The following is a 25,105-nucleotide window of genomic DNA, read 5'->3' on the forward strand; positions in this document are numbered from 1 at the left end:
GACACCACCGTCCCCGAAGATGGGGAGGACCTTTGCAGGTTAGACGACGTAAAAGTCCTCCCCATGACGCGTGGTCTGGGCCTTGCGCCAGGTGACCCGGCATCTCTTGTATTGGCGAGCCGCGTGATCAGCCGGCTCGCCTCTCACGCGAGGTCGGTCCAGAAACCGGTCGTTCCGGTGAGGAACGCCTTGCCGTCGATCACGCTTCCCTCGCGCGGGGTGGGCGTGATGCCCAGGGGCAGCGCGACGGTGACGGGGAATCCGCAATCGGCGTCGATGCGGTACCACTGCTGGCCGGTCAGGGCATTGGTCACGGTCTCGACGCGTTCGCACACTGCCTTGAAGATGCTGATGGGGCTGGCGTTGTCCGCCGTCTCATCGCCCGAGTAGAGCGCGAAGAGCCAGGGGCTGGTGACGAATGTCGGCCCCAGGAACATCTCGTCGGGGAGGCCCGCGACCGGATCATGCACCGGCGCCCCTGCCGTAATGATGGGCGTCTGGGATTCCCGCCAGGCGTCGACCGTGTCGAACACCGCAACGTCCACGGCAATCGCGCCCATGCGGTAGCCGTCGAAGCGCGCAGGCTCGCCGACGTCCTTCAACGGGTACCACGGGTACATGTGGGGGTCGTCCACGAAAGCCAGCACCCGGGTGATCAATTCGCCCTGCTCGTCCAGAACGTTGACCTCTGCTGTGCCGGGCCACACCTGCCACACCTCGGCGGGGACTCGCTCGTGGCCGCTGACGGTGAAGGTCTCTGTGGAGAATCCCTCCGACGTTTCGAACATGCAGACGCTTGCGCCGGACGGGTCGGCATAGACCAAGAGGTGATCGAACCGCTCATTGCGCGCGAGCGATTTCAGCTTGTCATCATCCAGGAGGTCATAGGTCTCTTCCCACGAAGCCGGGAATCCCATGGATTTCAGGAAGTCATCGTCCATGGGTCCATCGTGGCAGCTGGCACTGACAGTTTCTGGGTCGGTGTCGACGTTATGCAATTCGATCTGGACTCCCGGGCGCAGGCGCGTGGATGTGGCTGTCCGCCGGCCTAGGTCTTGGTGTTGGGTATCAGATAATGGGGTCCCACAAAGCCGATGTGGACCTTGCCGGTCGTCCCGGCGGTGTCGTCGTAGAAGTAGATGCGTGGAGCGAGATTGCCCCCACCCTCGGCGATCTTCAGGTGTGGTTCCATGTAGAGCCTTCCCGAACGGTCCACGGCGGGATCAATGTCGAAGGTGCGGCAAGTGCGGAACTTCTTGTTGTTGACCACCGTCTCGCCTTCGCGCATCGACAGTTTCTTGGGTGACGCCGGCCAGCCACCGGGGCGTCCTTTAAGGCACCAGGCCCAGAAGTCCCCGGCGAAGCCGTCCCGTCGGTCCCGGACGAATGCCGCGAGTGCTCGCAGACCGCGCCAGGCGGTGTTGCCCCACGCCGCGCTATTCATGTGCGAGTCCAGTTTCTTCAGGTCGCGCTTGCAGCTCTCGGGCACGGTCAGGTCATCCGCAAGATACATCTGCGCGGCGAGGACGGCCTCGCTGATCGCATCCACCATGTCCGGCGCCTCGTCCGTGGATTCGGCGTGTTGCGCTCCCCAGTAGAGCCCTGCATGGCCGTGTTCGGCCAGGACCTTCTGCAGGCGTTCGAGGTGTGCTTGGGCCAGCGAAAGCTCTCTCGTCGCCTCCTCGTAGTCTTCGGTCAAGGACAGGTTCTCGTCCTCATAGGAATCGATCTGCTGCTGAAGCTCGGCGTTGGCGGCGCCAAGGTCACTTCCGGAGGCGCTGTCCCATTCGGGACCGGTCAGTGCAGGCAGCACGCGACGCCTCGTTGACTGCTGCGTGACAAACGAGACCAGACCATCCACCGTCGCACCCGCTGGGCGGGCTACAACGTACTTCCAGGGCAGGAACCGGTGCATATGGCTGCCCTCGACGACTCGCGCGGGAACATATGTGCGGATTGCGCCTCCCCAGGCGGCCATGTCCCCCAACTGCCTGCGAAACTCGGTAACTGCCGCGTTCCCCAGGGTGAATACCTGGGCGGTTCCCATTGAGCGGGTCGCCACCCGCGCCGCGAGGCGTTTCCAGTCAAGCCCGGAATCATCGTTGGGGGGCGGTTCCGTGAAGACGATCGCCGGGAGCCTTCGGTCCGTCTTTTTCAAGAAGTCGACCAGTACGGAGACTTGCGCGGCGTCCAACTCGGAGACCTCATCGAGGAGGGCCGAGCCGCCGAGCCGCCCGCCGCCCGTCGCCGTCAGCAGATCTGCGATCACCCGGGGACGGCCGACCGAAATCCGCACGGTGACGTCATCACCTTCGAAGGAGTTCTCCACAAGAGCACTGAGCGTTCCGTCGACAACGCGGAACCGGCCGGTTGTCTTCCACAGCTGGCCGTCGCTGCCACTGTCCGTGCAGGTCGCTTCAAGGGCGTTATCGAGATCGGTGAGTTCGTCGCGGACCTCATAGTTTCGCGACTTCCCTTCTCCCGTTTCCTTGGCCCACCTGTCGAAGGCGTTTCGGCAGGCCTGGATTGTGGCCGCTGAGTCATCGGCCTTGGACTCCCACATGGCTCTGTAGAGCAGGCTCATCTCGGTCTCCTTGTCAGTGAGGACAGGTTATCCGGCTCTTCGCGATCCGGGGTGTAGCGGGGGGTTGAGTCTGGCTGGCGTGTCGGGGTGGGTGTGAGGGTCGGGGTCTTCCGATGATGGGAGTTCCTACGCTGCCCATCTGAAAGACCCCGACGTGTCCCACGCTACCTTTGCTGCCCCCGATCTGACCACGTTCGCCCGCCTGGATGACCTCGGCCTCGTGGTGGTGGGCCAGAGAGTCCTCCCGGATCGCTGCGAGGTGGCCTGCCGGGTGGTGGACGATGACCGGTGGTGTCGCGAGTGTGGGTGCGAAGGGATCCCCCGCGACACCGTGGTCCGTCGCCTCGCCCACGAGCCCTCGGGCTGGAGACCGGTGACACTGGTGGTGCGAGTGCGTCGCTACCGCTGTTCGGGGTGTGGGCGTGTGTGGAGGCAGGACACCACTGGGGCGGCCCAGCCGCGCTCGAAACTGTCCCGGGGCGGACTGCGTTGGGCCCGTGGCGGGCATCGTCGTCCAACACCTCACCGTCGCCCGGGTCGCTGAGGGTCTGGGCGTGTCCTGGGACTGCGCCAACACCTCCGTCCTGGAGGAGGGACGCAGGGTCCTCATCAACGATGAGCATCGCTTCGAGGGTGTGACCACGATCGGGGTGGACGAGCACGTGTGGCGGCACACGCGCAGGGGCGACAAGTTCGTCACCGTGATCATCGACCTCACCCCGCTGCGCGAGGGAAGGGGTCCTGCCAGGTTGTTGGACATGGTGGAGGGCCGCTCCAAGAAGGCCTTCAAGGAGTGGCTCAGCCAGCAAGACCCTGCGTGGCGCGACCGGATTGAGGTGGTCGCCATGGACGGCTTCACCGGGTTCAAGACCGCAGCGAAGGAAGAACTCCCCGACGCGGTGGAGGTCATGGATCCCTTCCACGTCGTCCAGCTCGCCGGCGATGCCCTGGACCACTGCCGCCAGCGCGTCCAGCAAGACACCACCGGACATCGAGGCCGGTCCGGGGATCCCCTGTACGGGGTGCGCAAGACCCTGCACACCGGGATGGATCTCCTCACAGACAAGCAACGCACCCGCCTGGAGGGCGTCTTCGCCCAGGACGCTCACGTCGGGGTGGAAGCCACCTGGGGCATCTACCAGAAGATCGTGGCCGCCTACCGCGATCCCGACCCCAAGGCCGGGCGAGCCCAGCTGGCCCACGTCATCGAGGTCATCAGCCGCGGCGTTCCCGCCGCCCTCGCTGAGATCATCACCCTGGGGCGCACCCTCAAGCGGCGCGCCACAGACGTCCTGGCCTACTTCGAGCGCCCCCACACCTCCAACGGCCCGACAGAAGCCCTCAATGGCCGACTGGAACACCTGCGCGGCTCAGCCTTGGGCTTCCGAAACCTGACGAACTACATTGCCCGCAGTCTCCTCGAGGCCGGAGGATTCAGACCCCAACTACACCCTCAATCGTGAAGAGCCGGTTATCCAAGCGCTCTGACAAATGAGTGGCGCCTGGGCGAGAAACGGTCCCTTGCGACGGTTCCCGCTGTCGGGCAGATCCTTGCGCCCGGGAGCTGGTTCATCCAGCGTCCACCAAACGCCATGGTGGGGCCTCGAGGTGCGGGATCAGAGGGTAGGTGTGGATAAAGCACCGTCTTCGGTGCTTTATCCACACCTATCTTTCGTTTTCACTGGGATGGGGCCGGGTCGGGCCCTGGGTGGGCAGTTGTGCGGCGTCATCGCCGCACAAGCGTCCACTTCATGCCCGGATCGGGCCGTCCCCCAAGATGGGGAGGACCTTTGCAGGTTAGACGACGTAAAAGTCCTCCCCATGACGCGCGGCCTGGGCCTTGCACCAGGGAGCACCCGGACATTGCCGTCCGGCGATGCCTTGAAGGCTGCTTCCGACCGGTGGTGCAGCATGCACCATGAGGCCAGATCGGCCGTGGTCGCAGGTCGCACGGATCGAGGGGGGATCGTCGAAACCACTGACAGTCGGCCAATCCAGAGTTACCTTCTGAGGAGAGCATCTTCCAGCGCCGATGCCAAGCCGTGCCCTTGCCGTCGGATGACAAGCGATCGTAGGAGAAGACGTCATGGCGAAGGATCCTGTCCGGAGACGCTTCTGGCTGCTCGTGGCAAGCACGGCGGTCCTCGCGTCCATTGCGATTCTTATCCGAACCCTGGGACATGACACCGAGGGCAGGGCTCTCGGTATCTGGTTTGAATTGGCAGTATTGCTGTTCGTTGTGCTGGTTCCCACGATCCTGACCCTGGCCTGCGCAGGGGTAACTGTTCAGGTGGTGGCTGGGGTCCAGGCCTGTCCGTTGAACAGGTCGACGAGGACCTGGTAGGTGTTGCAGGCCTGCTTGGTGGCGGTGGACAGGTAGGAGCGCAGCCGGAGGAAGCCCTCGGCGCCGGTCAGAGTGCGGTGGCATCCCGAGACCTTCTGATGCACCTTGACCATGCGGATCTCGCGTTCAGCGGCGTTGTTGTCGGGTGCCAGGCCCGGTGTGGTGGCGAAGCGCAGGTAGTCGTCGATCCGGGCACTGATCCGCCGGGCCAGGGCGCGGTGCTTCGCCCCGACCTTCCCGGGCACTCCCGAATCCGCACCCAGTCGTGCTGCGTCGACGATGAGACGCCGCCCGGCCTCCAGCAGTCCGGGGTCGGCCTGTCCTGCGGCGGCGTGGGGATCGCGGATCAGCGGCAGGAGGGCGTCGAGGACCTGGCGGGCCCAGCAGAACGCCCCGGGCGGGTCGTGGGCGTCGTGGTGGTCGGCCACCGCGACCAGTTCGCGGATCAGGTGGGCGCAGCACAGTTGGTGGTCCACGTGCTCGTAGGTGTCGTAGGGGGCCCACGCGTCATGGACCAGCACACCGGTGCAGCCGGGCAGGATGCCGGCGGCATCCATCCCCGCCCGGCCCCGCCGCCGGTGCACACTGATATGCGAGTACTGACCGGTGGAGGCCGAGTGGACCCAGTGCAGCTTCCCAGCGACCCGCAGCCCGGTCTCATCGGCGTGGACGACAGGGGATGCGGCGATCCGGCCCGCCACCTGGCCGGTGAAGGCGTCCAGGGGCTCACCGCCCGCCTGTTCGACGGCGGCGGCCACCGCCCCGGTCGACACGGGCATCCCCAGCAGGTCGGCCATGGTCACCGCGACCCGCCTGATCGGTATGTACTGGCCGGCGGCCAGGTAGACCATCGCCGCACGGGCCGCCGGCCCGTAGGAGACCGGCGCGGCCACCCCGGCCGGAGCCGTCCCCGCCGTCAGGTGCCCGCAGGCGCACCGGCGGGTGAGGATCTGGTGCTCGGTCACCACCGCGCGCACCTGGGGCAGGTCGACCACCTGCCGGGCCACCACACCCACGTCGCAGCACTCGTCCAGGACCCCGCCGCAGGCCGGGCACCGGTCCGGGGCGTGGGTCACGATGTGATCGGGATGATCGACCTGGCGCAGGGCCGCACCCGGATGGCCGGGCTGGCCGCCCGGGTGCCGTTCTGAGGGGCGCCGCAAGGATTTCGGGGCCGGCTTGGCCAACCCGTCTGCCGAGGGTGGCTTCGACGAGTTGCGCGAGGTCGACCCGAGTTGGCGTTCCAACTCAGCGATCTGGGCCGCCTGGGCGGCCACCAGCCCGACCAGCTCGTCATAGGTGGGTTTACGCGACCGCGGCATGCCCCGAATACTCCACCTCCAGCCCCCGGACCAGCGACGCGACACGCCGCACACCCCGCCAGACCCCCGAACCCACCAGCTGAACAGTTACGCGCAGGGAAGGCGAATCAACGCCTGTACAGGACTCTCATAACGGTCTCGTGCTGCCTGTTTCTGGCCTCGACCTCCCTGTTCCGCCAATCGGGCATCGCCTGGCTCTCGGTGCCGGATGTCATTGACTCGGTCCTGATGTTCGCCGGGATGTGGGCATACCTGGCCGGTTGGAGACTCAGCGACTCAATGAAGAAGAGGGTTGAGTATCTCGGAGCCCGATAAGGGGTCCGGCGATTCCTGATCCCGGAAGCGGGTGAGCTTGCGGTCTCAGTGTGCGGGGCACCGCTGAAGGACCCTGCGACCGAACTGCGCACCGACCACTCGTCCACACACAGCTGGAGCGGGCGCACTCATGCCGGAGCTCTGGTCAGGAGAGGCCCGAGGCCTGACGTGGGATCGCGCCGATCGCGCCAAAGGGACGATCATCATTGACCGGCAGCTTCAGCCCATCATGCCGGATGCTGCGCTGATGTCCGGCTGCAAGGTCATTTGCCCGGAAGGCAGTCATTGGCTCGTGGCGCCGCCCATGAGGGTCCATGATCTGCGGGCATGGTGTGGATTCCAGTCCGGCGCTGGGGTCCACCAGGAGGATCGAAGCTTCTGCGTCTTCCACGAAGCGCGTCACTCGAATGTGTCGTTGCTGCTCGCTGCAAGAGTCCGGAGTCAGTGATCAGTGCGATCGTCGAGCATGCAAGCTTCGCGGCGACCGAGCAGTTTGCCCGCACCGACCTCGACGCGGCACGCGTCCCCCAGGAAGGTGCAGGACAGCCTCGTGCTGGAGCTTGATGGCTGAGCATGGAATGAGCCGCCGACCACAATGGCCGGCGGCTCATTTTGTTTCAGCGACTAGCCCACCAACGAGACTGATGTCACCTTGAGGGTGGCCGTCTTCATGGCTTCCTGCTTGTCGGATGAGACGAACTGGAAGGCCTTCTGCTGAGTGGACTGCCCGGCAGCAAGGTCATTCGCATAGAGCGAATCGGTGGCAACCTGCGAGCCGTCGGCGGCATTGGCGGCGATCGTGATCGAGTACGAGTGTTGCTTATCGGTGATGTTCTTCACGGTGACCGGAACCTGGGTGGTAAAGCCGTCGGAGGCGACGGAGAAAGTGCCCATCGTGACGTTCACGGAGTTCTGGAGCAGCTGCTCCGTGTTCTCGCCGGTGAAGTCGCCCAGGCTGGCGCTCGCCGACGCGAGGGAGGAGCTGACGCTCTTCGCGGCGCCGTAGATCGTGGTGGTTGCGACGATGGCGACGATGATCGCGGCGACTCCCAGGATGGTGGCTGCGATGGCTTTGCCGCCATGCTTCTTCACGATCCCGAGGATGCCGAACAGGAGCGCCAGGGCGCCACCGATGATCGCAACGGGCATGCCGATCACGGGGATGAAGGCGAAGACGACGGCAATGATGCCGAGCACGAGGCCCGCCGTGGACAGTCCGGTCTTCTTTGGCGGCTGCGGGGCGGCGTATTGCGGCGGGACCCCCTGCTGCGGAGGCGTCGGGGGGACAGATGGGTTGGTGCTCATGCGAGCTCCTTCAACGTGGTGAGTACATAGCTTGATGATGGGTAAGACATACTGCGCTCACAGAAACTTAGCCCGCAGCGGGCCTCGCCGCAGGCATTCCATTGGATTCAATGCACAGCGCCTGCGAGCTCCCCTTTGTGAACAGTCTGTTCGCTGGGATGTAACTGGGATGGAAGTGGCCAAGCCGCCTCGCAAGCTTGCGATCGCCAACGCCGAGTTCGTCGGCTGCCTCGGACGGACTGGCGGTTCGCTGGAGGGTCCTCGCTACCGTCGCGAGCGGGATTAGGAGGCCTGCGACAGTCTGGTCGATCAGGCTCTCTTCGCGATCGCACATCCATGCAAGGGTCGTCCGCGTCTGGCATGCAGGATCTCGCGCGTACTCGGATCCCGCGTGCAATCAGGCGGTCGATGAGGACGACTTGAGCTGAGGTACCAGCTGGTTCTGGGCCTGGAGGCCCGGGATCAGAAGATGGGTGCGGCTAAAGCACCGTCTTCGGTGCTTTAGCCGCACCCATCTTTCGTTTTCGCTGGGATGGGGCCGGATCAGGCCTTGGGCGGGCAGTTGTGCGGCGTCATTGCCGCACAAGCGTCCACTGAGTGCCCGGATCGTGGCCGTCACCCAAGATGGAGAGGACCTTTGCAGGTTAGACGACGTAAAAGTCCTCCCCATGACGCGAGGTCTGGGCCTTGCGCCAGGTGGACATTGATCCGCAACCATTCTCCGGGGGCACTCCTGGGCACCATGATTCCCTGCGACCGAACCGCGCACCGACCACTCGTTCAGGCATAGATGGAGCGGGCGACGGGAATCGAACCCGCGTGTCTAGCTTGGGAAGCTAGCGCTCTACCATTGAGCTACGCCCGCACAGCCTTACGGCTTCCAAGACATTAGCGCATCAGCGCGCTGCGATGAAGTCCACCGCACGGGCATCGCCCAGGTCGACGTCCGACTCACTGGAAGCGCGGCAGGGGACCGTAGAACACGTCTGTCGGCAGCTCGGGTTGCGGCGCTGGAGCGCGCAGCGTGTCCCATTCGGCGAAGTAGTCGCGGCTGGACCCCAGCCTCAGCAGCACCACGCCCACCAGCGCACACGGGATCGCCGCCACGGCCCACCAGTTGAACAGCACCCCGAGCAGTGATCCACCCAGGGCCCACCAGGACAAGGTGCGTGCGAAGCGATGCCCCGTCCACGCCTGGTAGGCGGTGACGCAGGGCAGGGCGACCATCGCGGCCACCACCGCGGCCAACCCACAGGCGAGCAGGAGCGACCACATGCCACCCGGGCGCGGATGCAGCCATCCCGTCACCCACGATGCAGTATGGAACTGCCCCTTGTGCATCGCCTGGAACCAGTACCAGGAGTAACCGGTTCCAGCGCACAGTGCCGACGCCCAGAAGGCCACTTGCGTGGCGACGATGCTGCGACGCCGTACCGGCTCCCCGGTCCTCGGTGACACCGGCACGCCACCGGCATGCGGCGACAGCGGCGGCAGGGTGGCGATCGGCGTGGCCGGCGGAGTGCCGAAGCCCTGCGACCCGGATTCCGGATCCGCGTGTTCCGCCCCAGCGCTCGTCTCAGTCGTCGCAGTGGCGGGGCCCTCGCCCGACGCCGTGCGGCGCGGGGCGTCGTCGTGGGAACTCATCGGCCCCTCCAAACTGGTGTGCTGCCGGCCACTGAATGCCCTGCCAGCCTAGCGTCCGCCAGCTGTGCGCCCGGTATGGAAAGTCCCGCCCGAACACGACCTGTGTGCGCCGACCACGGCAGGAGCCATCGCGCCACCGTGATGGTGCGCAATCACCCCCGCCATGGATCCCGGCGCCGGACGGTCACGCCTCCGGCGTCGCCTCACCCAGGGTGACCAGCTTGTTGAAGTTGGGAATGGTCGTGTCGCCGCCCAGGTGCTGCGAGTCATACAGCTTCATCGTGTTCGGCGTGACCGACAGGAACACCTCGTGCATCCGCTGGTTGGCAAGGTCGCGTTCGATGAACTGCCCCAGCACAGGGTCGCTGATCGACGCCAGCATCGTCTCGTAGGGCACCTCAATGGCCGCGGCGTAGTTGCGCGGCACCGCATTCACCAGGCCAGCCGGCCGCGCCCCGAACGCACCCTCCTTGCCGACGAAGCCCATCCGCATCGACAGGGCCGTGCCCCAGCGTCCGTCGACCGTGTGCAGCACCAACGGATAGCTCTTGTCACCCACCCGCAACGCCGCGTCATGGCGTGCCGACGCATAGGCGAAGTTGTCGATCACCAGCTCACCGCCGGTCGGCATGGTGCCCACATAGTCATAGGGCGAGTCGGCCACGAGCGTCTCGGTGCTGCGATCACGCTCGGAGTTGTCGAGCCAGCGGCCCTGGATCTCCTCGCCGGTGGGGGCGAACTGCCAGGCCGGGTCATCCAGCGCCTTGAACCAGTAGCCGTGCATGCCGGCGGCGCTCTCACCCTCCACCCGCAGCTCGCGATTCTCCGAGCCGGCATGGGTGGAATGGATCGAGATGCGGTCGGTGATCCTGCCCGGCACCTTCGGTTGGTGGGCCCAGTCGGCCGTCGGCAGCTGGATCGCCGCGGTGCTCGGATCGAGCAGGTGCTGCAACGCATCGGTGGCCGAGGGCCGCTCATCAGGACGCCATGTGTAGCGGAACTGCGCCGGGTCCGAGCCATTGATATCGAAGTCGGACAGCTTCGTGTACATGTCGCCGTACTCATTGGTGATGAAGTGCACCGAACCGGACGACGACAACGACGTGGCCCGGAACCGCGAATTGAACGGCGTGCCCACCTCGTAGGAGTAGTCCTGCGCCAGCCACGGGTCGAGCGTGTAGATCTTCGACCCGTCGGGGCTCAGGGCCGTCACCTGGGTGACCTTGGCCAGCGAGATCGGCTGCTGGGTGCCGTCGGGCATCGTGTAGGTGCGGTCGGTCTGGTTGCCGATCACGCTCAGCGACCACCGGTTCGGCTCGGTGGTGGGTGATTGCAGGCCGTCGCCGAACCAGAACGGCGAACCCCAGGCACGCACCCAACCCCACTTCGAGGGGTCGGACAGCAGATTGCCCATCGTGTAGATCCAGCCCTGCGAGTCCAGGGCGATCAGCAGGTCCTCATTGAGGGAGATCCCAACCACCTGCCCGGCCAGGCATGAGGGCATGGGAGCCTCGCGCCACTGCTTGTCACCGATATTGCGCACATAGATCTGTCCATCGCGCAGCGCCGTCTCCACCTTCTGGTTGAAGCCCTGGCTGTTGTCACGCAGGTCGACGCTGCGTGGCAGCGAGGGGTCGCTGGCCACGGGCAGGGCGTCATAGCCGTCGTTGCCGAAGGTGGGCGCCACCAGCCCCAGCGGCAGCTGGCCATAGCCCTTCACGAAGTCCCCGACCAGGGGCACGCAGTCGGCGAGCGGACCGGTGGACGCGGGAATCTGGGGCTGCGGCGTGTCGGGGGCAGCGCTGCGGTCATCGTCAGGGCGAGGCCCGTGGCCAGGACGGCCCGCAGGAGCTTGCCGCGGCGCCGCGCGGGGCGGGCCTGTCGGTGCGTGTCGTGGGTGTGTTCGTGGGGTGCATGGGCGTGTTCGTGGGGTGTGCGTGCCATGGTCTGTCCTCGCGTCGTTGTGAAGGCGGGCGCACCGCACCATCCGCGGTCCCGACGTGGTCGGCGAGCAGACAACCGTGTCCGCCACCAGCCGCGTCACGAGTGGTTCGGCGTGGTTCAGGGGGATTTTGACGCTATCAGCCCTTGTCGGAGCCGACGAGGGGGTTGGGGCATCGTGCGTGCTGTCAGATTGCCGACGCCCGATTCGTGCACGGAATGCACCCGTGAACACATCGTCGTGCGGGCCCCATCGCCCCGTTCGGTCACCGGCCAACCCGACCCGCCGGCTCACTAGGCTGGGGCCATGAGCACCCAAGATCTCCCCTGGAAACTGGTCCTCTTCGACCTGGACGGCACCCTCATCAACTCGATCGACCTGGTGGTGGCGGCGTGGCAGCACGCCTTTGCCGACGTGCTGGGCAAGCAGCTCGACCGCGAGACGGTGCTCCCGTGGATCGGCCTGCCGCTCACCGACACCATCGCCGAGCAGGGCGGCGACAAGGCCGAGGCGCTGCGCGCGTCCTACGACCAGTTCATGCAGGCCAACCACGATGACATGGTGACCGCCTTCGCCGGGCTGCCCGAACTGCTCGACGACCTCGCGGTGTACAACGTCGGGACCGCCGTGGTCACCGCCAAGGGACGCGAGCTGGCCGAACGTGGACTGCGCGTGGCCGGCTACCCCGAGACGCTGCACGTGGCGGCCGCCATGGAGGACACCCGCGAACACAAGCCCAATCCGGCACCGCTGCTCGCCGCGCTGGCCCACGAAGGCGCCCATGCCTCCGACGCCGTGTACGTCGGCGACGCCATCTACGACCTGCAGGCCGCCGAGGCCGCCGGCATTCCGGCGATCGGCGTCACCTGGGGCGCCGGCAAGCGCGACGCCCTGCACCAGCAACGGGCCCTGGCATTTGCCGATGCCCCCGACGAACTGCGCGCCCAACTGCTTGGCTGAAGGGCGGGGCCACCGCGCGGCCCACATCCGATGGGCGTCGCCCGTCGTCGCGCCCGGTCCCCGGAGAGGACGCCCACCATGGCTGACCACCTGACAGTTGCCGTCGCCACGCCGCTGAGCGAGGAACTGTGCCTACTCATCGAAGCGCGGGAACCACGCTGCGAGCTCATCCGTGACCAGTCGCTGCTGCCGCCGATGCGCTATCCCGGCGACCACGCCGGAGATCCCGGGTTCCGGCGCACCGCGCGTCAGGAGGAGGCCTTCCGGGCCATGCTGACCCATGCCGACGCCAGCTATGGCATCCCCGGCGAGAGCCCCCAGCTGCTGGCGTGGACGGCCGAGCACAACCCGGGCCTGCGCTGGGTGCACACCACCGCCGCCGGCGGGGGAGCCCAGGTGCGCCAGGCCGGGCTGAGCCGCGAGCAGCTCGACCGGATCACCTTCACGACCTCGGCGGGCGTCCATGCCGCACCGCTCGCGGAGTTCGCGGTCTTCGGGGTGCTGGCCGGCGCGAAGCTGCTGCCCCGGCTGACCGCCCAGAAGCACGACCGCACCTGGGGTGGGGCCTTCCTGATGCGCCAGTTGTCGCAGATGACCGTGCTCGTGGCGGGCATGGGCCACATCGGGAATCGCTGCATCGACGACTTCCATGCGCTCGGCGCGCGGGTGATCGCCTACAACCGTTCCGTGCACGACAACCCGAATGTGTCCGCCGTGTACACCACCGGACAGCTGGGTGAGGCCGTCGAGCAGGCGGACGCGATCGTCGTCACCCTGCCGGGCACCGAACGCACCAACAAGCTGCTGTCCGCCGAGATCCTGCAGCAGGTGCGGCCGGGCACCATCCTGGTCAACGTGGGACGGGGCACCGTGATCGACCAGGCCGCGATGGTCAACGCCCTGGCGGACGGCCGGCTCGCCTTCGCCGCGCTCGACGTGGTGGCCGACGAGCCGCTGCCCACCGACAGCCCGCTGTGGGGATTGCCGAATGTGATCATCAGTCCCCACACCGCCGGCCTGGACGCCCACGAGGACCGCTCCATCGCCGAACTGTTCGCCCGCAGCGCCACCCTCATCCTCGATGGCCGCGAGCCCCTCAACCGGGTGAACACGGTCGAGTTCTACTGAGCAATGCGCTCATTCCACCTGCCACCGGAAGGGGCGACAATGGCTAAGGACCTGCCGAACGACACAACACCCACGACGGCGCCATCCGTGACATCACTGTTCGGGGTGAGCGGTCGCCGGGCGATCGTCACCGGCGGTGATTCCGGACTGGGGCACGGCCAGGCCGAGGCGCTGCTCGAGGCCGGCGCGCAGGTGGTGATCATGGCCCGCACCCGCTCGAAGGTCGACGCCGCCCTGGCCGGGTGGGCACGCCGGGGGCTGGAGGGCCACGGCGTGGTGGCCGACCTGTCCGATGCGGCATCACGGGGCCGGGGCTTCGACGAGGCCGTCGCCACGCTGGGTGGTCTCGACGTGCTGGTCAATACCGCCGGCATGATCACCCGCCACCGGGCCGAGGACTATCCCCTCGACGAATACCGGGCGGTGCTGGCCGTGAACGCCGAGGCGCCCTTCGGGCTGAGCCAGCGGGCCGCGCGGATCTTCATCGCGCAGGGGCACGGCAAGATCATCAATATGGCTTCGATGTTGTCGTTCTCGGGCGGCGCCAATGTGCCGGCCTATGCCGCGTCGAAGGGCGCGATCGCCCAGCTCACGAAGGCGTGCGCGAACGAATGGGCGGCGCACGGCATCAACGTCAATGCGATCGCGCCCGGATATATGGCCACCGACCTGAACACGTCATTGCAGGGCGAGGACAATCCCCGCTACCGGGAGATCACGGCCCGCATTCCCGCAGGACGCTGGGGCAATGCCGACGACCTCAAGGGCATCACGGTGTTCCTGGCCTCCGGCGCCTCGGACTATCTCAATGGGGCGGTCATCCCGGTGGACGGCGGCTACCTGGGACGCTGATCCGGCTTCCCTCCGATAATCGGCGGCGCCCATGCCGAGCTGCCAACCCATATCGCCATGCCGAGCTGCCAACCCGCGTCCACTATCCCGTGCTGCCAATCGGCATCACCCGGAAAACCATTGTGGCCCGACCTCCCCCAGGGGCCGGGCCACAATGGTCATGCGTTGTTCGGTCATGCGTTGTTCAATCTGATGGATCAGGACGCCAGCATGCGGCGTCCGACCGATCAACGGTAGTGCGAAAGCTTCATCGTGCCGTTCTCGATGAAGTTCAGGTGCCAATCGTAGGAATGGCGCAGGTCGTGCGGCGTGTGCTTGGCCTTCGACGTCACCAGCGAGTGGTCGAAGTACTCCTGCAGCTGCGCACGGAAATCGGGATGCACGCAATTGTCGATGATCTTCTGGGCGCGCAGGCGCGGTGCCAGGCCACGGAGGTCGGCGATGCCCTGCTCGGTGATGATCACCATCACGTCATGCTCGGTGTGGTCGACGTGGCTCACCATCGGCACGATCGCCGAGATGGCGCCGTCCTTGGCGGTCGACGGCGACACGAATGCCGAGATGTAGGCGTTGCGCGTGAAGTCACCGGAACCACCGATGCCGTTCATCATGCGGGTGCCCATCACGTGGGTGGAGTTCACATTGCCGTAGATGTCGGCCTCGATCATGCCATTGCACGACAGCACGCCCAGGCGACGGATGACCTCAGGATGGTTCGAGATCTCCTGGGGACGAAGAACGATCGACTTGCGGTAGTTCTTCGCGTTCTCATTCATGTTGTGCGCGTAATCGGGGCTCAGCGAGAAGGCCGTTGCCGAGGCGACGGCCAGCTTGCCGGCGTCGATCAGGTCGACCATGCCGTCCTGGATCACCTCGGTGTAGCTGGTGAGGTTCTCGAGGTCGGAATGCAGCAGGCCGTCGAGCACGGCGTTGGGGATATTGCCCACGCCGGACTGCAGCGGCAGCAGGTTCTTCGGCAGGCGGCCGTGCTTGACCTCGTTGGCATAGAAGTCGAGCAGGTAGCCGGCAATGGCGCGCGAATCGTCGTCAATCGGCTTGAACGGCGAGTTGCGGTCACGGTCGGTGGTCTCGATGACCGCCACGACCTTGTCGGAATCGATGGTCAGGAAGGTGTCGCCGATGCGGTCGCCCACATTGTTGATCGGGATGATCGGACGGTTCGGGGGAGTCAGATATCCATTCCAGATATCGTGCATTCCCTCGAGGTCGGGCGACTGCCAGGAGTTCACCTCGATGATGATCTTCTCGGCCATGTCGAGGTAGGTCTTGTTGTTGCCCACCGACGAGGTGGGAACGATGTTCCCGTCCTCGGTGATGCGCACGGCCTCGACCACGGCGAAGTCGAGCTTGCCCATGAAGCCCTCGGCCACCAGCTGGGCCGAGTGCGACAGGTGGATGTCGGTGTACAGCGTGGTGCCGTCGTTGATCTTCTTGCGCAGCGTCGGATCCGACTGGTACGGCATGCGGTAGTGCATGCCATCGACGCCGGCCAGGGCACCATCGAGCTCGGGAGCGGTGGACGCACCGGTGAACGCGTTGACGGTGAATTCCTCGCCGCGCTCGTGGGCTGCCTTGATCCTGTTGGCCAGGGCCTGGGGCAGTTCCTTCGGGTAACCCGAGCCGGTGAAACCGCCGAAGCCGATCTGGGCTCCATTGGGGATAAGGGCTGCGGCCTCATCGGCGGTCATGATCTTTCCGCGCAACTTCTCGTTGGAGATGCGTTCGTTCATGTTTCCTCTCCTGATCCGTGGCGCTGCACGTCCCTCGTCGGCCGGGCGGCGCCGTCACGGGGTCAGGCTATCGTGCCCCGACCCCTCGTGGCATGTTGACTGAAAAGGCAAGCTGATGGCGGATTAATCGCTCACCGATGCGGTGGGACGCAGCACGAAGCCGGTGCGCAACTTCGGAATGAAGAAGGTCGACTTCGGCGGCATCAACAGGCCCTCGCGGGCCGTGCGCATGATCTCGGTGAGGCTGGTGGGACGGATCAGGATGCCGGCGGCATGGTCGGCCACCATCGTGCGCATCTCGTCCAGCCCGTGCTGGTAGGTCACCTGGGCATCGGTGTCGCCCAGCGCCTTCTCGAGCCAGGCCCCGTCGAGTGCGCGCATGTCGTCGAAGGCCCCCTCGTGGGGGATCAGCCAGGAGGCGGTGCCGTCGGGCTTCAACAGCACCAGGCGTGCCTGCGCGACCATCTCGGACAGCGTGGCCGGCGTCAGTTCCTCGTCGATCGGGTCGATGTCGAAATAGCGTGACAGCGCTTTGTTGAGGTCGTCCCAGCTGATGCCGTCGACCAGGCGGTGGATCGCCTCGATGGCCAGCTGGTGCTCCACGAGCTCGTTGACGAACGCCAGCGTCTGCTCGGCGGGGGTGTCGGTGCGGCCGGTGGCCTTGCGCACCTCGTCGCGGTAGGTGCGCGAGATGGAGTAGCGGTGGTGTCCGTCGGCGATGAGCACATCGTCGGCGGCCAGGATCTCCTGGATCTTGGCGACGCGGCCCGGGTCGACCACGCGCTCGACGCTGTGGCGCACGCCGTCGACGGTGATCTCGCCCACCGGCTCACCCGGCGCGGCCAGGGCGTCGGTCAGGCCGTGGGCCAGCGACAGTCCCCACACCGGCGAGCCGTTCGTGGAGGTGGCGCGGGTGAGGTCGAGGCGATCGGTGACCGCCTTCTTCGTGGTGCGCTCATGGGGCAGCACGCCGCCGGCGCCCTCATCGACCACCTCGAGGCCGCCGAGCACCCCGGAGATCACCCGATGGGCGCCGGTGGCGTCGGTGAAGGCCATGCGATAGATGGTGAAGCTGGGCTGGTCGTCGTAGACCATGACGCCCTCGGAGATCCATTGGCGCAGCAGGGCGGCGGCCTTCACATAGCGGTCGTCGCCGCCGCGGGGATCGTCAACCCAGGCGATGTTGTGCGGGTCGCGTGCCTCCAACTCGTCGATGTCGGCGTCGCTGAGCACGTCATAGGGCGGCGCGATCACCTTGTCGAGGTCGGCCGACGGGGCATAGCGAAGGGCAGCAAAAGGCTCGAAGCGTGGCATGCGCCAAGGCTATCGAGCAGCCCCCGACATTGGCATCTTTCCGGCCAATGCCGATAGGGAATGCACACAATTCCCTCGTGGTCGCCGCGACATCTGCCCCTGTCAACGGCGAGGGCCACGCACTGGGGCGACGGCGTTGGCCACCGGGGGGTCTGGCAGAATTACGGCCATGGTCACCCCCATACCCCATGGACGCCGCGAGCTCACCGGACACCCGTTATCGGTGCCGATGGACGCTGCCCCGGGCCGGGACGCGACATGTTCCGCCGATGATGGCGACCATGGATTGCGCCCGGTGGGGGGAATGCGGCGGTGACGATCCAGGCGGAAACCACCGAGCCGGGTGGCTGGAGCAAGCGTTGGGCACGCTGGCGTTCCTACGGCCTGGTCGAGAACCTCTTCTTCGTGGCCGCGGCGGCCTTCTCACTCATGCTGGCCGTGGTGGTGCTGCGCAAGGGCGTCAGCAGGCCGGCCGATGTGCTGTTCCTCATCGCCTTCTACCTGGTGCTCGCCTACCTGGCGCTGCCCAGGTTCCACCGCATCCTCACCGCGCTCTACGTGCCCGACTACTACATCGGCCGCACCCGCACCGGCGACGGACTGCTGGGCGACCCGGTGAACCTGGCGCTGCTGGGCGACGGCGTGCAGATCCGGCAGGCCATGGAGGACGCCGGATGGGTCGAGGCCGACCCGGTCAACCTGAACTCGGCCCTGCGCATCATCGCCGGCTCGGTGATGCGCCGCAGCTATCCCACGGCGCCGGTGAGCCCCCTGTTCCTGTTCGGACGCCAGCAGGACATGGCCTTCCAGCAGGAGGTCGACGGGTCGCCGTCCAAGCGTCACCACGTGCGCTTCTGGCGCTGCCCGCCCGGCTGGCTGCTGCCCGGTGGCGCACGCGTCGACTGGCTGGCGGCCGGCACCTTCGACCGCGCGGTGGGCCTGTCGCTGTTCACCCTGCAGGTGACCCACAAGATCGAGCCGAACATCGACGTCGAGCGCGACCACATCGTCGCGACGCTTGAGCACGCCGTGCCGCAGACGAAGGTGAACGTGCTCGAGAACTTCTCCACCGGCTACCACACCCGCAACGGTGGCGGTGACACGCTGCGCACCGACGGGGCGCTCCCGGTGATCGACCTCAGCGCGGTGCCGGTGCATGCCGAGGCCCCCCACGAGGAACAGCACCAGATGCTGTCCGACGTCGGCAAGCGGCCGGTCTCGTTGATCCTGGCGTTCCTGCTGATCCTGATCGGCATCGGCATCACCTTCTCCGAGGTGGCCGTCGATGCCTTCCACGACGTGGCCGGGCAGGTCGCCGCATCGGGGGGCACGCGCACCGAGGTGATCGTCGCCAATGTGGTGGCGTTGGTGGTCCTCACGGGGCTGCAGGTGGTGTTGAGCACCCTGGTGTTCAAGGGATTCAATTGGGCGCGCGTGCTGCTGTTGGCCGTCACCAGCGTGACGCTCGTGACGCGCCTGGCGGGCGCCATCGTGCGCGTCCCCGGATCGATGGACATCGTCCAGATGTCGGTTGATGTGTTGATCGTGTACGCACTCACCTCGCTGAGTGCGCGCACCTGGACACATGACCGACGCACCCTGCGCAGGGAGCTTCGTCGCAAGCGACGCGACGCGAAGGCCCTGGGCGCCTAACGCCGGGACCGGCGTGACACGAGGGCGCGGTGCACGGCCGGGTCATGCACCGCCCACATACTGCCCACCAGACAGATCCACCCCACAACCGCGATGGTTGTGGGGTGGTCAGCTCAGCGGTGCCGGTGTCGGCCGAATCAGCGTCCGACCGAGGGCAGGATCTTGGCGTCGAGCAGGCCAAGGCTGCGCTGCTGGTGGAAGTACCAGTTGAAGATGCGGCGGAAGTCGTCGGTGCCGGGGCGCGCCCAGTTGCGCATCAGTTCGCAGCCGAGGGCCAGGGCGGTGGTCGGGTGCGCGCCGGCCTGGATCATCCGGTCGAAGGCGCGGTCGTTGGTCACCTGGCTGACACCGCCCACGGCGTCGGCCACGGAGGTAGATCTCATAGCCGGCCTCGATCATGTCGAGCGCCGGGAAGGCCAGGCAGACCTCGGTCCACAGCCCGGCCATGATGATCTTGCGGCGTCCGGTGGCCTCGATGGCCGCGCGGAACTCGGGGTCCTCCCACGCGTTGACGCCGGTGCGGTCGATCTGGTCGACGCCGGGCAGCTCGTTCATGATCTGGGGAACCGTGGGTGCGTTGACGCCCATGCCCACCGCAACCGTGGAGACCACCGTGGGGATGTCGTAGGTGTGCGCCAGCTTTGCGAGCGTGACGACGCCCAGGTCGATCTCCTCGCGCGAGACCGAGCCGACGGTCGCATATTGGCCGGGCTGGAAGTCGATGAGCACGACCACACTGTTCTGCGGGGTCAGCAACTGATCAGCCTGGGGGTCACGGATGGGTTCTGGATCAAGTTTCGCCATGCCCACATTCTTGCGCGTCCACAAGGAGGTTTGCAGTAGCTCTCACCAAGCTTGCAGCGGACAAGCGCCGGTGCCTCAGACGTCGGCGTCGAGCAGCCGGAACATCCGCACCACGAACCAGGCCAGCTCCAGGCCCATGGCCCCGAAGATCACGACCAGGGCCAGCCAGCCCGGGAGGTTGAAGCGGGGCGACAACGCAAAGACGTTGGCGCCCACGGCCATCGCGACGATGAACCACCCGGTGAACCAGGCCATCAACGACCACAGGCGTGGCCGGAAGATCGGCCAGCGGTCCGGGTGCTGCCAGTAGGTGACGCGCTCGGCCCGCTTGCCCGGCGCGTGGAGCCCTTCGCTACTGAGGCCGACGGCCGCGCTGGCACCCAGCAGGGCGGCAGTGAACAGGACGATGGAGATCACGGTGAAGGCCAGGAAGCCGTTGCGGGAGGTCCACGAATCAACCTGTCCCGTGACTCCGGCGTGCTGGGGCACCACCTCGGGCATCTGCGTCCATGCGGCGACGTTGATCGCCAGCCCGATCACCAACATCACCAGGGCCGGGCGTGAGCACTCCCAGAACCCGCGCGGCGGGTTGAGCGGATCGGTCAGGGCCTGCGGGTGCGCGTCTGCGCGGTGTCGCGACCGGACGGGTTTGGCTGACCAACCGGGGCTGGCTGGGGGTTCATGCCCCCAGTATCGGACGCGCGCCGGGCGGCGTCAGCAGGTCTGGAGATTTCGCGCCGACAACGGCACTGGCCGGCACCCCGAAGGGCACCGGCCAGTGGTTGACAGGTCGCTGCAGCGATGGTTGTCCCTACTTCACGCCCTGTACCTCGTCGGGGTGGCTGCCCTGGCGTTCGTTGCGGTTGAGCGCGGTGATCTCGGCCATCTGGCCGTCGGTGAGCTCGAAGTCGAAGATCTTGGCGTTCTCCTCCATGCGCGCCCGGTGCATCGACTTGGGGAACACCACGTCGCCGCGCTGGATGTGCCAGCGCAACACCACCTGCGAGGCGGTGCGGGACAGCTCGCCGGCGATGCGGTCGATCGTCGGATCGGAGAGCACCACGCCACGGGCCAGCGGCGACCAGGCCTCGGTGACGATGCCGAGCTCCTTGTCGAGCTCGCGCAGCGGCTCCTGGGTGAGATAGGGGTGCACCTCGATCTGGTTCACCGCGGGCGTCACGCCAGTGGCGTTGATGATCGTGCGCAGGTGATCGGGCTGGTAGTTCGACACGCCCACGGCGCGCACCCGGCCACTGCCCAGGATGTCAACCATGGCGGTCCACGTGGCTTCCAGGCTGGTGGTCTTCGCCATCGGCCAGTGCACGAGGAACAGGTCGAGCACATCGATGCCCAGGGCGGTCATCGTGTCGTCAAAGGCCTTGTGCGCGGCCTTCGGGTCGTGGAAGGCGTTGTTGAGCTTGCTGGTGATGAACAGTTGGTCGCGGGGGATGCCGGCGGACGCGATCGCCTTGCCGACGCCGGCCTCGTTGCCATACATCTCCGCGGTGTCGATGTGGCGGTAGCCGACCTCCAGCGCCTCCTCCACGATGCGTTGGGTGTCGGCGGGCGGCACCTTGTAAGTGCCGAAGCCGAGCTGCGGGATGTTGACGGTCTCGCCGCGGGTTCCATTGGTCAGGGGAATCATTGGGGCTGGGATTGCACTCATGACCCCACTGTTGCACGGGACCGCCCCGTTGCACGAGGCCCCGGCGGTGGTTGCGGGCGCTGGGGGCGCGAGGGGATCGGGCCATGCAGATGACCCCGGCCGTCAGGCCATGCAGATGACCCCGGCCGTCAGGCCATGCAGATGACCAGCGCCACCACGGACAGGGCCACCTCGGTGAACCCGATGAGGGCCGGCCGCAGCACGTGGCCGGTGTTGGTCGCGTGCTTCATGGCAGCGGTGCGGACGATGAGCAGCGCGAAGAACGGCGTCCACCACCAGCTCGCCAGCCCCGCACTGCCGAGCAACAACGCGACCACCAACCAGGCGCCATGCCAGATGAGGCCGGCACGTGCCGATCCGGCGTCGCGGCGCCCGCGGATCAACGCCTTCACGTGGAACACGGTGCCGCCGAAATAGCCGTACAGCAGCGCGCCGATCCAGACATCGGTGCCGGGTGCGAGCAGGGGCCAACCGCCGCAGCGCACCACGAAGAACACCAGGCAGGCGGCACCCACCGTGGTCAGGCCGGACAGCACCGAGCGTTCCCGCTTGTGGGCGGCCAGCACCAGTGCCGCCACCACCAGGGGAGCGAACAGGACGATCCACAACGCCAGGGGAAGGCCGCCGGTCATCAGGATCGCCACACCGGCCACCAGGCAGACCAGCGAGTAGCAGATCAGCGGAGACCGTAGCGGTTGGCGGCGCGCGGGGGCCGTCTTGCGCCACGCCAGCACCGCGTTGAACAGCAGGTACCCGACCAGCCACAGCACGGCCAGCGGGATCGTCCAGGCGGGCACGTCAGCCACGCGGGCACGCAGGATGACCGCCGCCGCGAAGGGGACGGCCAGCATCGCCCAGGCGCCGTGCTGGTTGGGGATCCAGTGCTTGATCGAGGTGCTCATCGTGGCGGCAGGCTATCGGGCCGGGCGCTGCGACCCGTAGTCGCGAAGAGCCAGGGGTCCGCGACGGCCACTGGGTGGAGGGTTTCGATGCGTCTATTCAGCACAACCCTCCGGTGAGTGGCCCGAACCAGAAGATAGGGGCGGAGAAAGCACCGTCTATGGGGCTTTATCCGCCCCTATCTTCGTTGGACCGCTGGCGTCGGCCCTCAGCGGGCGATCGAGCGCGTCACCGTGTAGAAGGGGTTCTGGAAATCGACCGTCGTGGGGCCGATCGACGCCGTCAGGCGCGCCTTCCACGGCAGGTGCGAGTTGTAGACGCACCAGAACTCACCACCGGGACGCAGCAGGCGTCCGGCTTCGGTGAACATCTCCAACGCCGGCTCGGAGTCCTTCGCCACGCCACGGTGGAAGGGCGGGTTGCAGACGATCACGTCGAGGCTGTCGGCGGGCCAGTCGTTCAGGTTCCACGCCCAGTGCACCGTGACGTGCCTGCCGTTGGCCTCGCTGGTGATGCGGGTGGAGTCCACCGCGGCCAGGCTCGTGTCCACGCCGTGCACGGTGGCCTCGGGATTGGCACGGGCGAGCAGCGTCGCCAGGATGCCGGAGCCACAGCCGAGGTCGAGCAGGTCATTGCCGTGCAGGTCGGCGCAGCGCTCCGCCAGCAGGCGGGTGCCGTCGTCCACCTTGTTGGTGGCGAACACGGCGCCGTGGGCGATCACGCCCAGTGACGGCTCGGGATGCAGGTTCTCCCGGGGCCAGGTGAGCTCGGTGGGCGTGGCGCCGATGGCGTGCAGGGCACGCGACTTGTTGCGTCCCAGCGACGCCGACACCGCCTTGAAGTGCTTGCCGAGCACGTCGTTCATTGACAGGGTCATGTGCTTGGTGCGTCCGGCCGCCACCAGGTGCACGCCGGGCAGGGCATGTGCCGAGATGCGCTCGGCATATTCGTCGAGTGCGGCCAGCGCCTTCGGCAGCCGCATCCACACCAGGTCGACGCCCTCCAGCGTCGCCGCGTCCAGCGCCTCGATGAGCAACGATCGGGGCACCTGGTCGGCGTCGCGGCGATCGTCGCAGTAGATGGACACCCGCCCGGCGACGTCGCTGGCTGCGTCGGCAAGCTCGGGGGAGTCGATGACGAGCAGGTGCTTGGCGCTCTCGGGGGATTCTTCGATGATCATGCGGTCGACGGGGTCCATGGTGCCGATTGTTTCCTACTGGACCCACTTGGGGCATCCCGGGGGATGTGGTGGCCGCGTGCGTGCGGGCGGGGACGTTACCCTCAATACCCGTGGCCATCTGGACGAAGAGTGATCGGGAACTGTTCGCGTTGGCCATTCCCACCTTCGCCTCGCTGGTGTCCGAGCCGCTGCTGGTGCTGGCCGATACTGCCTTCATCGGCCACCTGGGTGCCGTGCCGCTGGCCGGGCTCGGCCTGGGCGGCAATGTATTGGGCGTTGTCACCGGCCTGTGCGTCTTCCTCGCCTATGCCACCACCGGCACCACGGCGCGTCGCTTCGGGGCCGGCGATCCGCGCGGAGCCTTCGAGGCCGGACGCGACGGCATGGCCCTGGGTGCGGTGCTCGGCGCCGTGCTGGCCGCCCTCATCTGGGCGCTCGCACCCACCATCATCGGCTGGTACCACCCGGCCCCCGACGTCGCAGCGGCTGCCGTGGCCTATCTGCGGCTGGTGATCCTCGGATTGCCGTTCCAGCTGGTCGTGCTGGCCTCCACCGGACTGTTGCGCGGCCTGCAGGACGCCCGCACCCCGATGGCGGTGGCGATCGGGGTGAACCTGACCAATATCGGCCTGGACGCCCTGCTCATCTACGGTTTCGGGTTCGGCATCCGCGGCTCGGCCACCGCCACCGCGACCGCGCAGGCGGCGTCCTGCCTGGTGCTCGTGGCGGTGATCGCGCGGCGCGCCCGGGCCCGCAACCTGCCCGGCGGTGGGGTGCCGTTGCGTCCCAGCCTGCACGGCATGTTCGACGCGATGTCGCACGGCGGCTGGCTGGTGGTGCGCAGCCTGGGCCTGTGGATCTCGCTGACCGCCACCACCGTGGTGGCCACCCGCATGGGTTCGCTCATCCTGGCCGCCCACCAGGTGGCGAACTCGATCTGGAACTTCCTGTCGTTCTCGCTCGATGCGCTGGCGATCGCCTGCCAGGCGCTGATCGGACGCTATCTGGGCGCCGAGGACCCAAGCGGCGCCAAGCGCGTGATGCGTCGGGCCATGGGTTGGGGAGTCGTGCAGGCGTGCTTGGTGGGCGTGGTGCTGGTGGTGGCGCGTCCGCTCATCATCCGCATCTTCACCACCGATCCGGCGATCACCCACCTGCTGCTCGGTGCCCTGGTGGTGCTGGCCTGCCTGCAGCCGCTGGCCTCCCTGGTGTTCGTGCTCGATGGGGTGCTGATCGGTGCCGGCGACACCCGCTACCTGGCGATTGCGGGGCTGTTCGTGGTGGTGATCCACCTGCCGCTGCTGGCGCTCGTGTGGCACTTCGACGCCGGGCTGGTGTGGCTGTGGATCGCCTACGGCGGGTTCCTTGCCGCGCGCGGCCTGACGCTGGCCCTGCGCGCCCGGTCAGGACGCTGGGCGTCGACCGGCGAATAGGTGTGGAC

Annotated in this window: 19 protein-coding genes, 1 tRNA gene and 2 pseudogenes; 6 read left to right on the forward strand and 16 right to left on the reverse strand. The window is 67.0% G+C overall.

What is annotated here, in order from left to right; translation table 11 throughout:
- Positions 1–143: 143 nt before the first annotated feature.
- Together RM25_RS01310 and RM25_RS01315 are read right to left on the reverse strand one after the other, a co-directional pair.
- Entirely contained in the window at positions 144–941 is a 798-nt protein-coding gene (locus RM25_RS01310) for a hypothetical protein (RefSeq protein WP_013160233.1), read from the reverse strand.
- Positions 942–1,048: 107 nt separating this feature from the next.
- Positions 1,049–2,584: a hypothetical protein gene (locus RM25_RS01315; protein WP_052809064.1), complete on the reverse strand. Its 1,536-nt coding sequence runs from the start codon at positions 2,582–2,584 to the stop codon at positions 1,049–1,051.
- A 154-nt stretch (positions 2,585–2,738) separates the two neighbouring features.
- Here RM25_RS01315 and RM25_RS01320 point away from each other — a divergent pair.
- Positions 2,739–4,047 (forward strand): annotated as a pseudogene (locus tag RM25_RS01320) (ISL3-like element ISPfr8 family transposase).
- Between the two features lie 823 nt (positions 4,048–4,870).
- On the opposite strand, the gene tnpC reads toward RM25_RS01320, so the two are convergent.
- The 6 genes from tnpC to RM25_RS01355 all read right to left on the reverse strand — a co-directional run bounded on the left by tnpC (position 4,871) and on the right by RM25_RS01355 (position 11,255).
- Complete coding sequence (gene tnpC, locus RM25_RS01325) at positions 4,871–6,250, reverse strand: IS66 family transposase (protein WP_097784151.1); 1,380 nt, start codon at positions 6,248–6,250, stop codon at positions 4,871–4,873.
- A gap of 460 nt (positions 6,251–6,710) precedes the next feature.
- Complete coding sequence (locus RM25_RS12510; RefSeq protein WP_144406022.1) at positions 6,711–6,968, reverse strand: hypothetical protein; 258 nt, start codon at positions 6,966–6,968, stop codon at positions 6,711–6,713.
- 221 nt (positions 6,969–7,189) lie between these two features.
- Complete coding sequence (locus tag RM25_RS11695) at positions 7,190–7,870, reverse strand: hypothetical protein (protein WP_057374889.1); 681 nt, start codon at positions 7,868–7,870, stop codon at positions 7,190–7,192.
- A 791-nt stretch (positions 7,871–8,661) separates the two neighbouring features.
- Positions 8,662–8,735 (reverse strand) — tRNA-Gly (locus RM25_RS01345).
- Between the two features lie 86 nt (positions 8,736–8,821).
- Positions 8,822–9,514 (reverse strand): hypothetical protein, encoded by a 693-nt coding sequence (locus tag RM25_RS01350; protein ID WP_044635924.1) that lies wholly within the window; start codon positions 9,512–9,514, stop codon positions 8,822–8,824.
- A 184-nt stretch (positions 9,515–9,698) separates the two neighbouring features.
- Positions 9,699–11,255, reverse strand: a complete 1,557-nt coding sequence (locus RM25_RS01355; RefSeq protein WP_013160236.1) for a hypothetical protein — start codon at positions 11,253–11,255, stop codon at positions 9,699–9,701.
- Between the two features lie 507 nt (positions 11,256–11,762).
- On the opposite strand from RM25_RS01355, the gene RM25_RS01360 reads away from it, so the two are divergent.
- From RM25_RS01360 to RM25_RS01370, 3 genes are all read left to right on the forward strand, one after another.
- Positions 11,763–12,416: an HAD family hydrolase gene (locus RM25_RS01360; RefSeq protein ID WP_036943078.1), complete on the forward strand. Its 654-nt coding sequence runs from the start codon at positions 11,763–11,765 to the stop codon at positions 12,414–12,416.
- 78 nt (positions 12,417–12,494) lie between these two features.
- Positions 12,495–13,544, forward strand: coding sequence for a D-2-hydroxyacid dehydrogenase (locus RM25_RS01365; RefSeq protein WP_044635925.1), 1,050 nt, complete (start codon positions 12,495–12,497; stop codon positions 13,542–13,544).
- A gap of 87 nt (positions 13,545–13,631) precedes the next feature.
- Positions 13,632–14,396 carry an SDR family oxidoreductase gene (locus RM25_RS01370; protein WP_036943082.1) on the forward strand — a complete coding sequence of 255 codons (765 nt, stop codon included), beginning with the start codon at positions 13,632–13,634 and terminating at the stop codon, positions 14,394–14,396.
- Positions 14,397–14,623: 227 nt separating this feature from the next.
- On the opposite strand, the gene RM25_RS01375 is transcribed toward RM25_RS01370, so the two are convergent.
- Together RM25_RS01375 and RM25_RS01380 are read right to left on the reverse strand one after the other, a co-directional pair.
- Positions 14,624–16,147 carry a succinyl-CoA:acetate CoA-transferase ScpC gene (locus tag RM25_RS01375; RefSeq protein WP_013160240.1) on the reverse strand — a complete coding sequence of 508 codons (1,524 nt, stop codon included), beginning with the start codon at positions 16,145–16,147 and terminating at the stop codon, positions 14,624–14,626.
- Between the two features lie 123 nt (positions 16,148–16,270).
- Positions 16,271–17,461, reverse strand: coding sequence for a DUF1015 family protein (locus tag RM25_RS01380; protein WP_036943086.1), 1,191 nt, complete (start codon positions 17,459–17,461; stop codon positions 16,271–16,273).
- 312 nt (positions 17,462–17,773) lie between these two features.
- Here RM25_RS01380 and RM25_RS01385 point away from each other — a divergent pair, with 312 nt between their 5' ends.
- Positions 17,774–19,114: an LssY C-terminal domain-containing protein gene (locus RM25_RS01385; protein ID WP_013160242.1), complete on the forward strand. Its 1,341-nt coding sequence runs from the start codon at positions 17,774–17,776 to the stop codon at positions 19,112–19,114.
- A 137-nt stretch (positions 19,115–19,251) separates the two neighbouring features.
- Here the strand turns inward: RM25_RS01385 and RM25_RS13105 are convergent, their stop codons facing one another.
- From RM25_RS13105 to RM25_RS01410, 6 genes and pseudogenes are all read right to left on the reverse strand, one after another.
- A complete protein-coding gene (locus RM25_RS13105; protein ID WP_230846261.1) occupies positions 19,252–19,497 on the reverse strand; it encodes a cysteine hydrolase family protein in 246 nt (81 codons plus the stop codon).
- Between the two features lie 46 nt (positions 19,498–19,543).
- Positions 19,544–19,918 (reverse strand): annotated as a pseudogene (locus RM25_RS13470) (isochorismatase family protein); the annotation flags it as partial.
- Between the two features lie 75 nt (positions 19,919–19,993).
- Positions 19,994–20,464, reverse strand: a complete 471-nt coding sequence (locus tag RM25_RS01395) for a DUF1648 domain-containing protein (protein WP_044635926.1) — start codon at positions 20,462–20,464, stop codon at positions 19,994–19,996.
- Positions 20,465–20,729: 265 nt separating this feature from the next.
- The gene (locus RM25_RS01400) at positions 20,730–21,584 is read right to left on the reverse strand and encodes an aldo/keto reductase (RefSeq protein ID WP_013160245.1); all 855 of its coding nucleotides are present in this window, start codon (positions 21,582–21,584) and stop codon (positions 20,730–20,732) included.
- 128 nt (positions 21,585–21,712) lie between these two features.
- Positions 21,713–22,486: a YwiC-like family protein gene (locus RM25_RS01405; protein WP_013160246.1), complete on the reverse strand. Its 774-nt coding sequence runs from the start codon at positions 22,484–22,486 to the stop codon at positions 21,713–21,715.
- Between the two features lie 206 nt (positions 22,487–22,692).
- Complete coding sequence (locus RM25_RS01410; protein WP_052809066.1) at positions 22,693–23,682, reverse strand: class I SAM-dependent methyltransferase; 990 nt, start codon at positions 23,680–23,682, stop codon at positions 22,693–22,695.
- A gap of 92 nt (positions 23,683–23,774) precedes the next feature.
- Between RM25_RS01410 and RM25_RS01415 the strand changes: the two genes are divergently transcribed.
- Positions 23,775–25,097 (forward strand): MATE family efflux transporter, encoded by a 1,323-nt coding sequence (locus RM25_RS01415; protein WP_044635927.1) that lies wholly within the window; start codon positions 23,775–23,777, stop codon positions 25,095–25,097.
- Positions 25,098–25,105 lie beyond the last annotated feature (8 nt).

This window comes from Propionibacterium freudenreichii subsp. freudenreichii (genome assembly GCF_000940845.1).
Classification (GTDB): domain Bacteria; phylum Actinomycetota; class Actinomycetes; order Propionibacteriales; family Propionibacteriaceae; genus Propionibacterium; species Propionibacterium freudenreichii.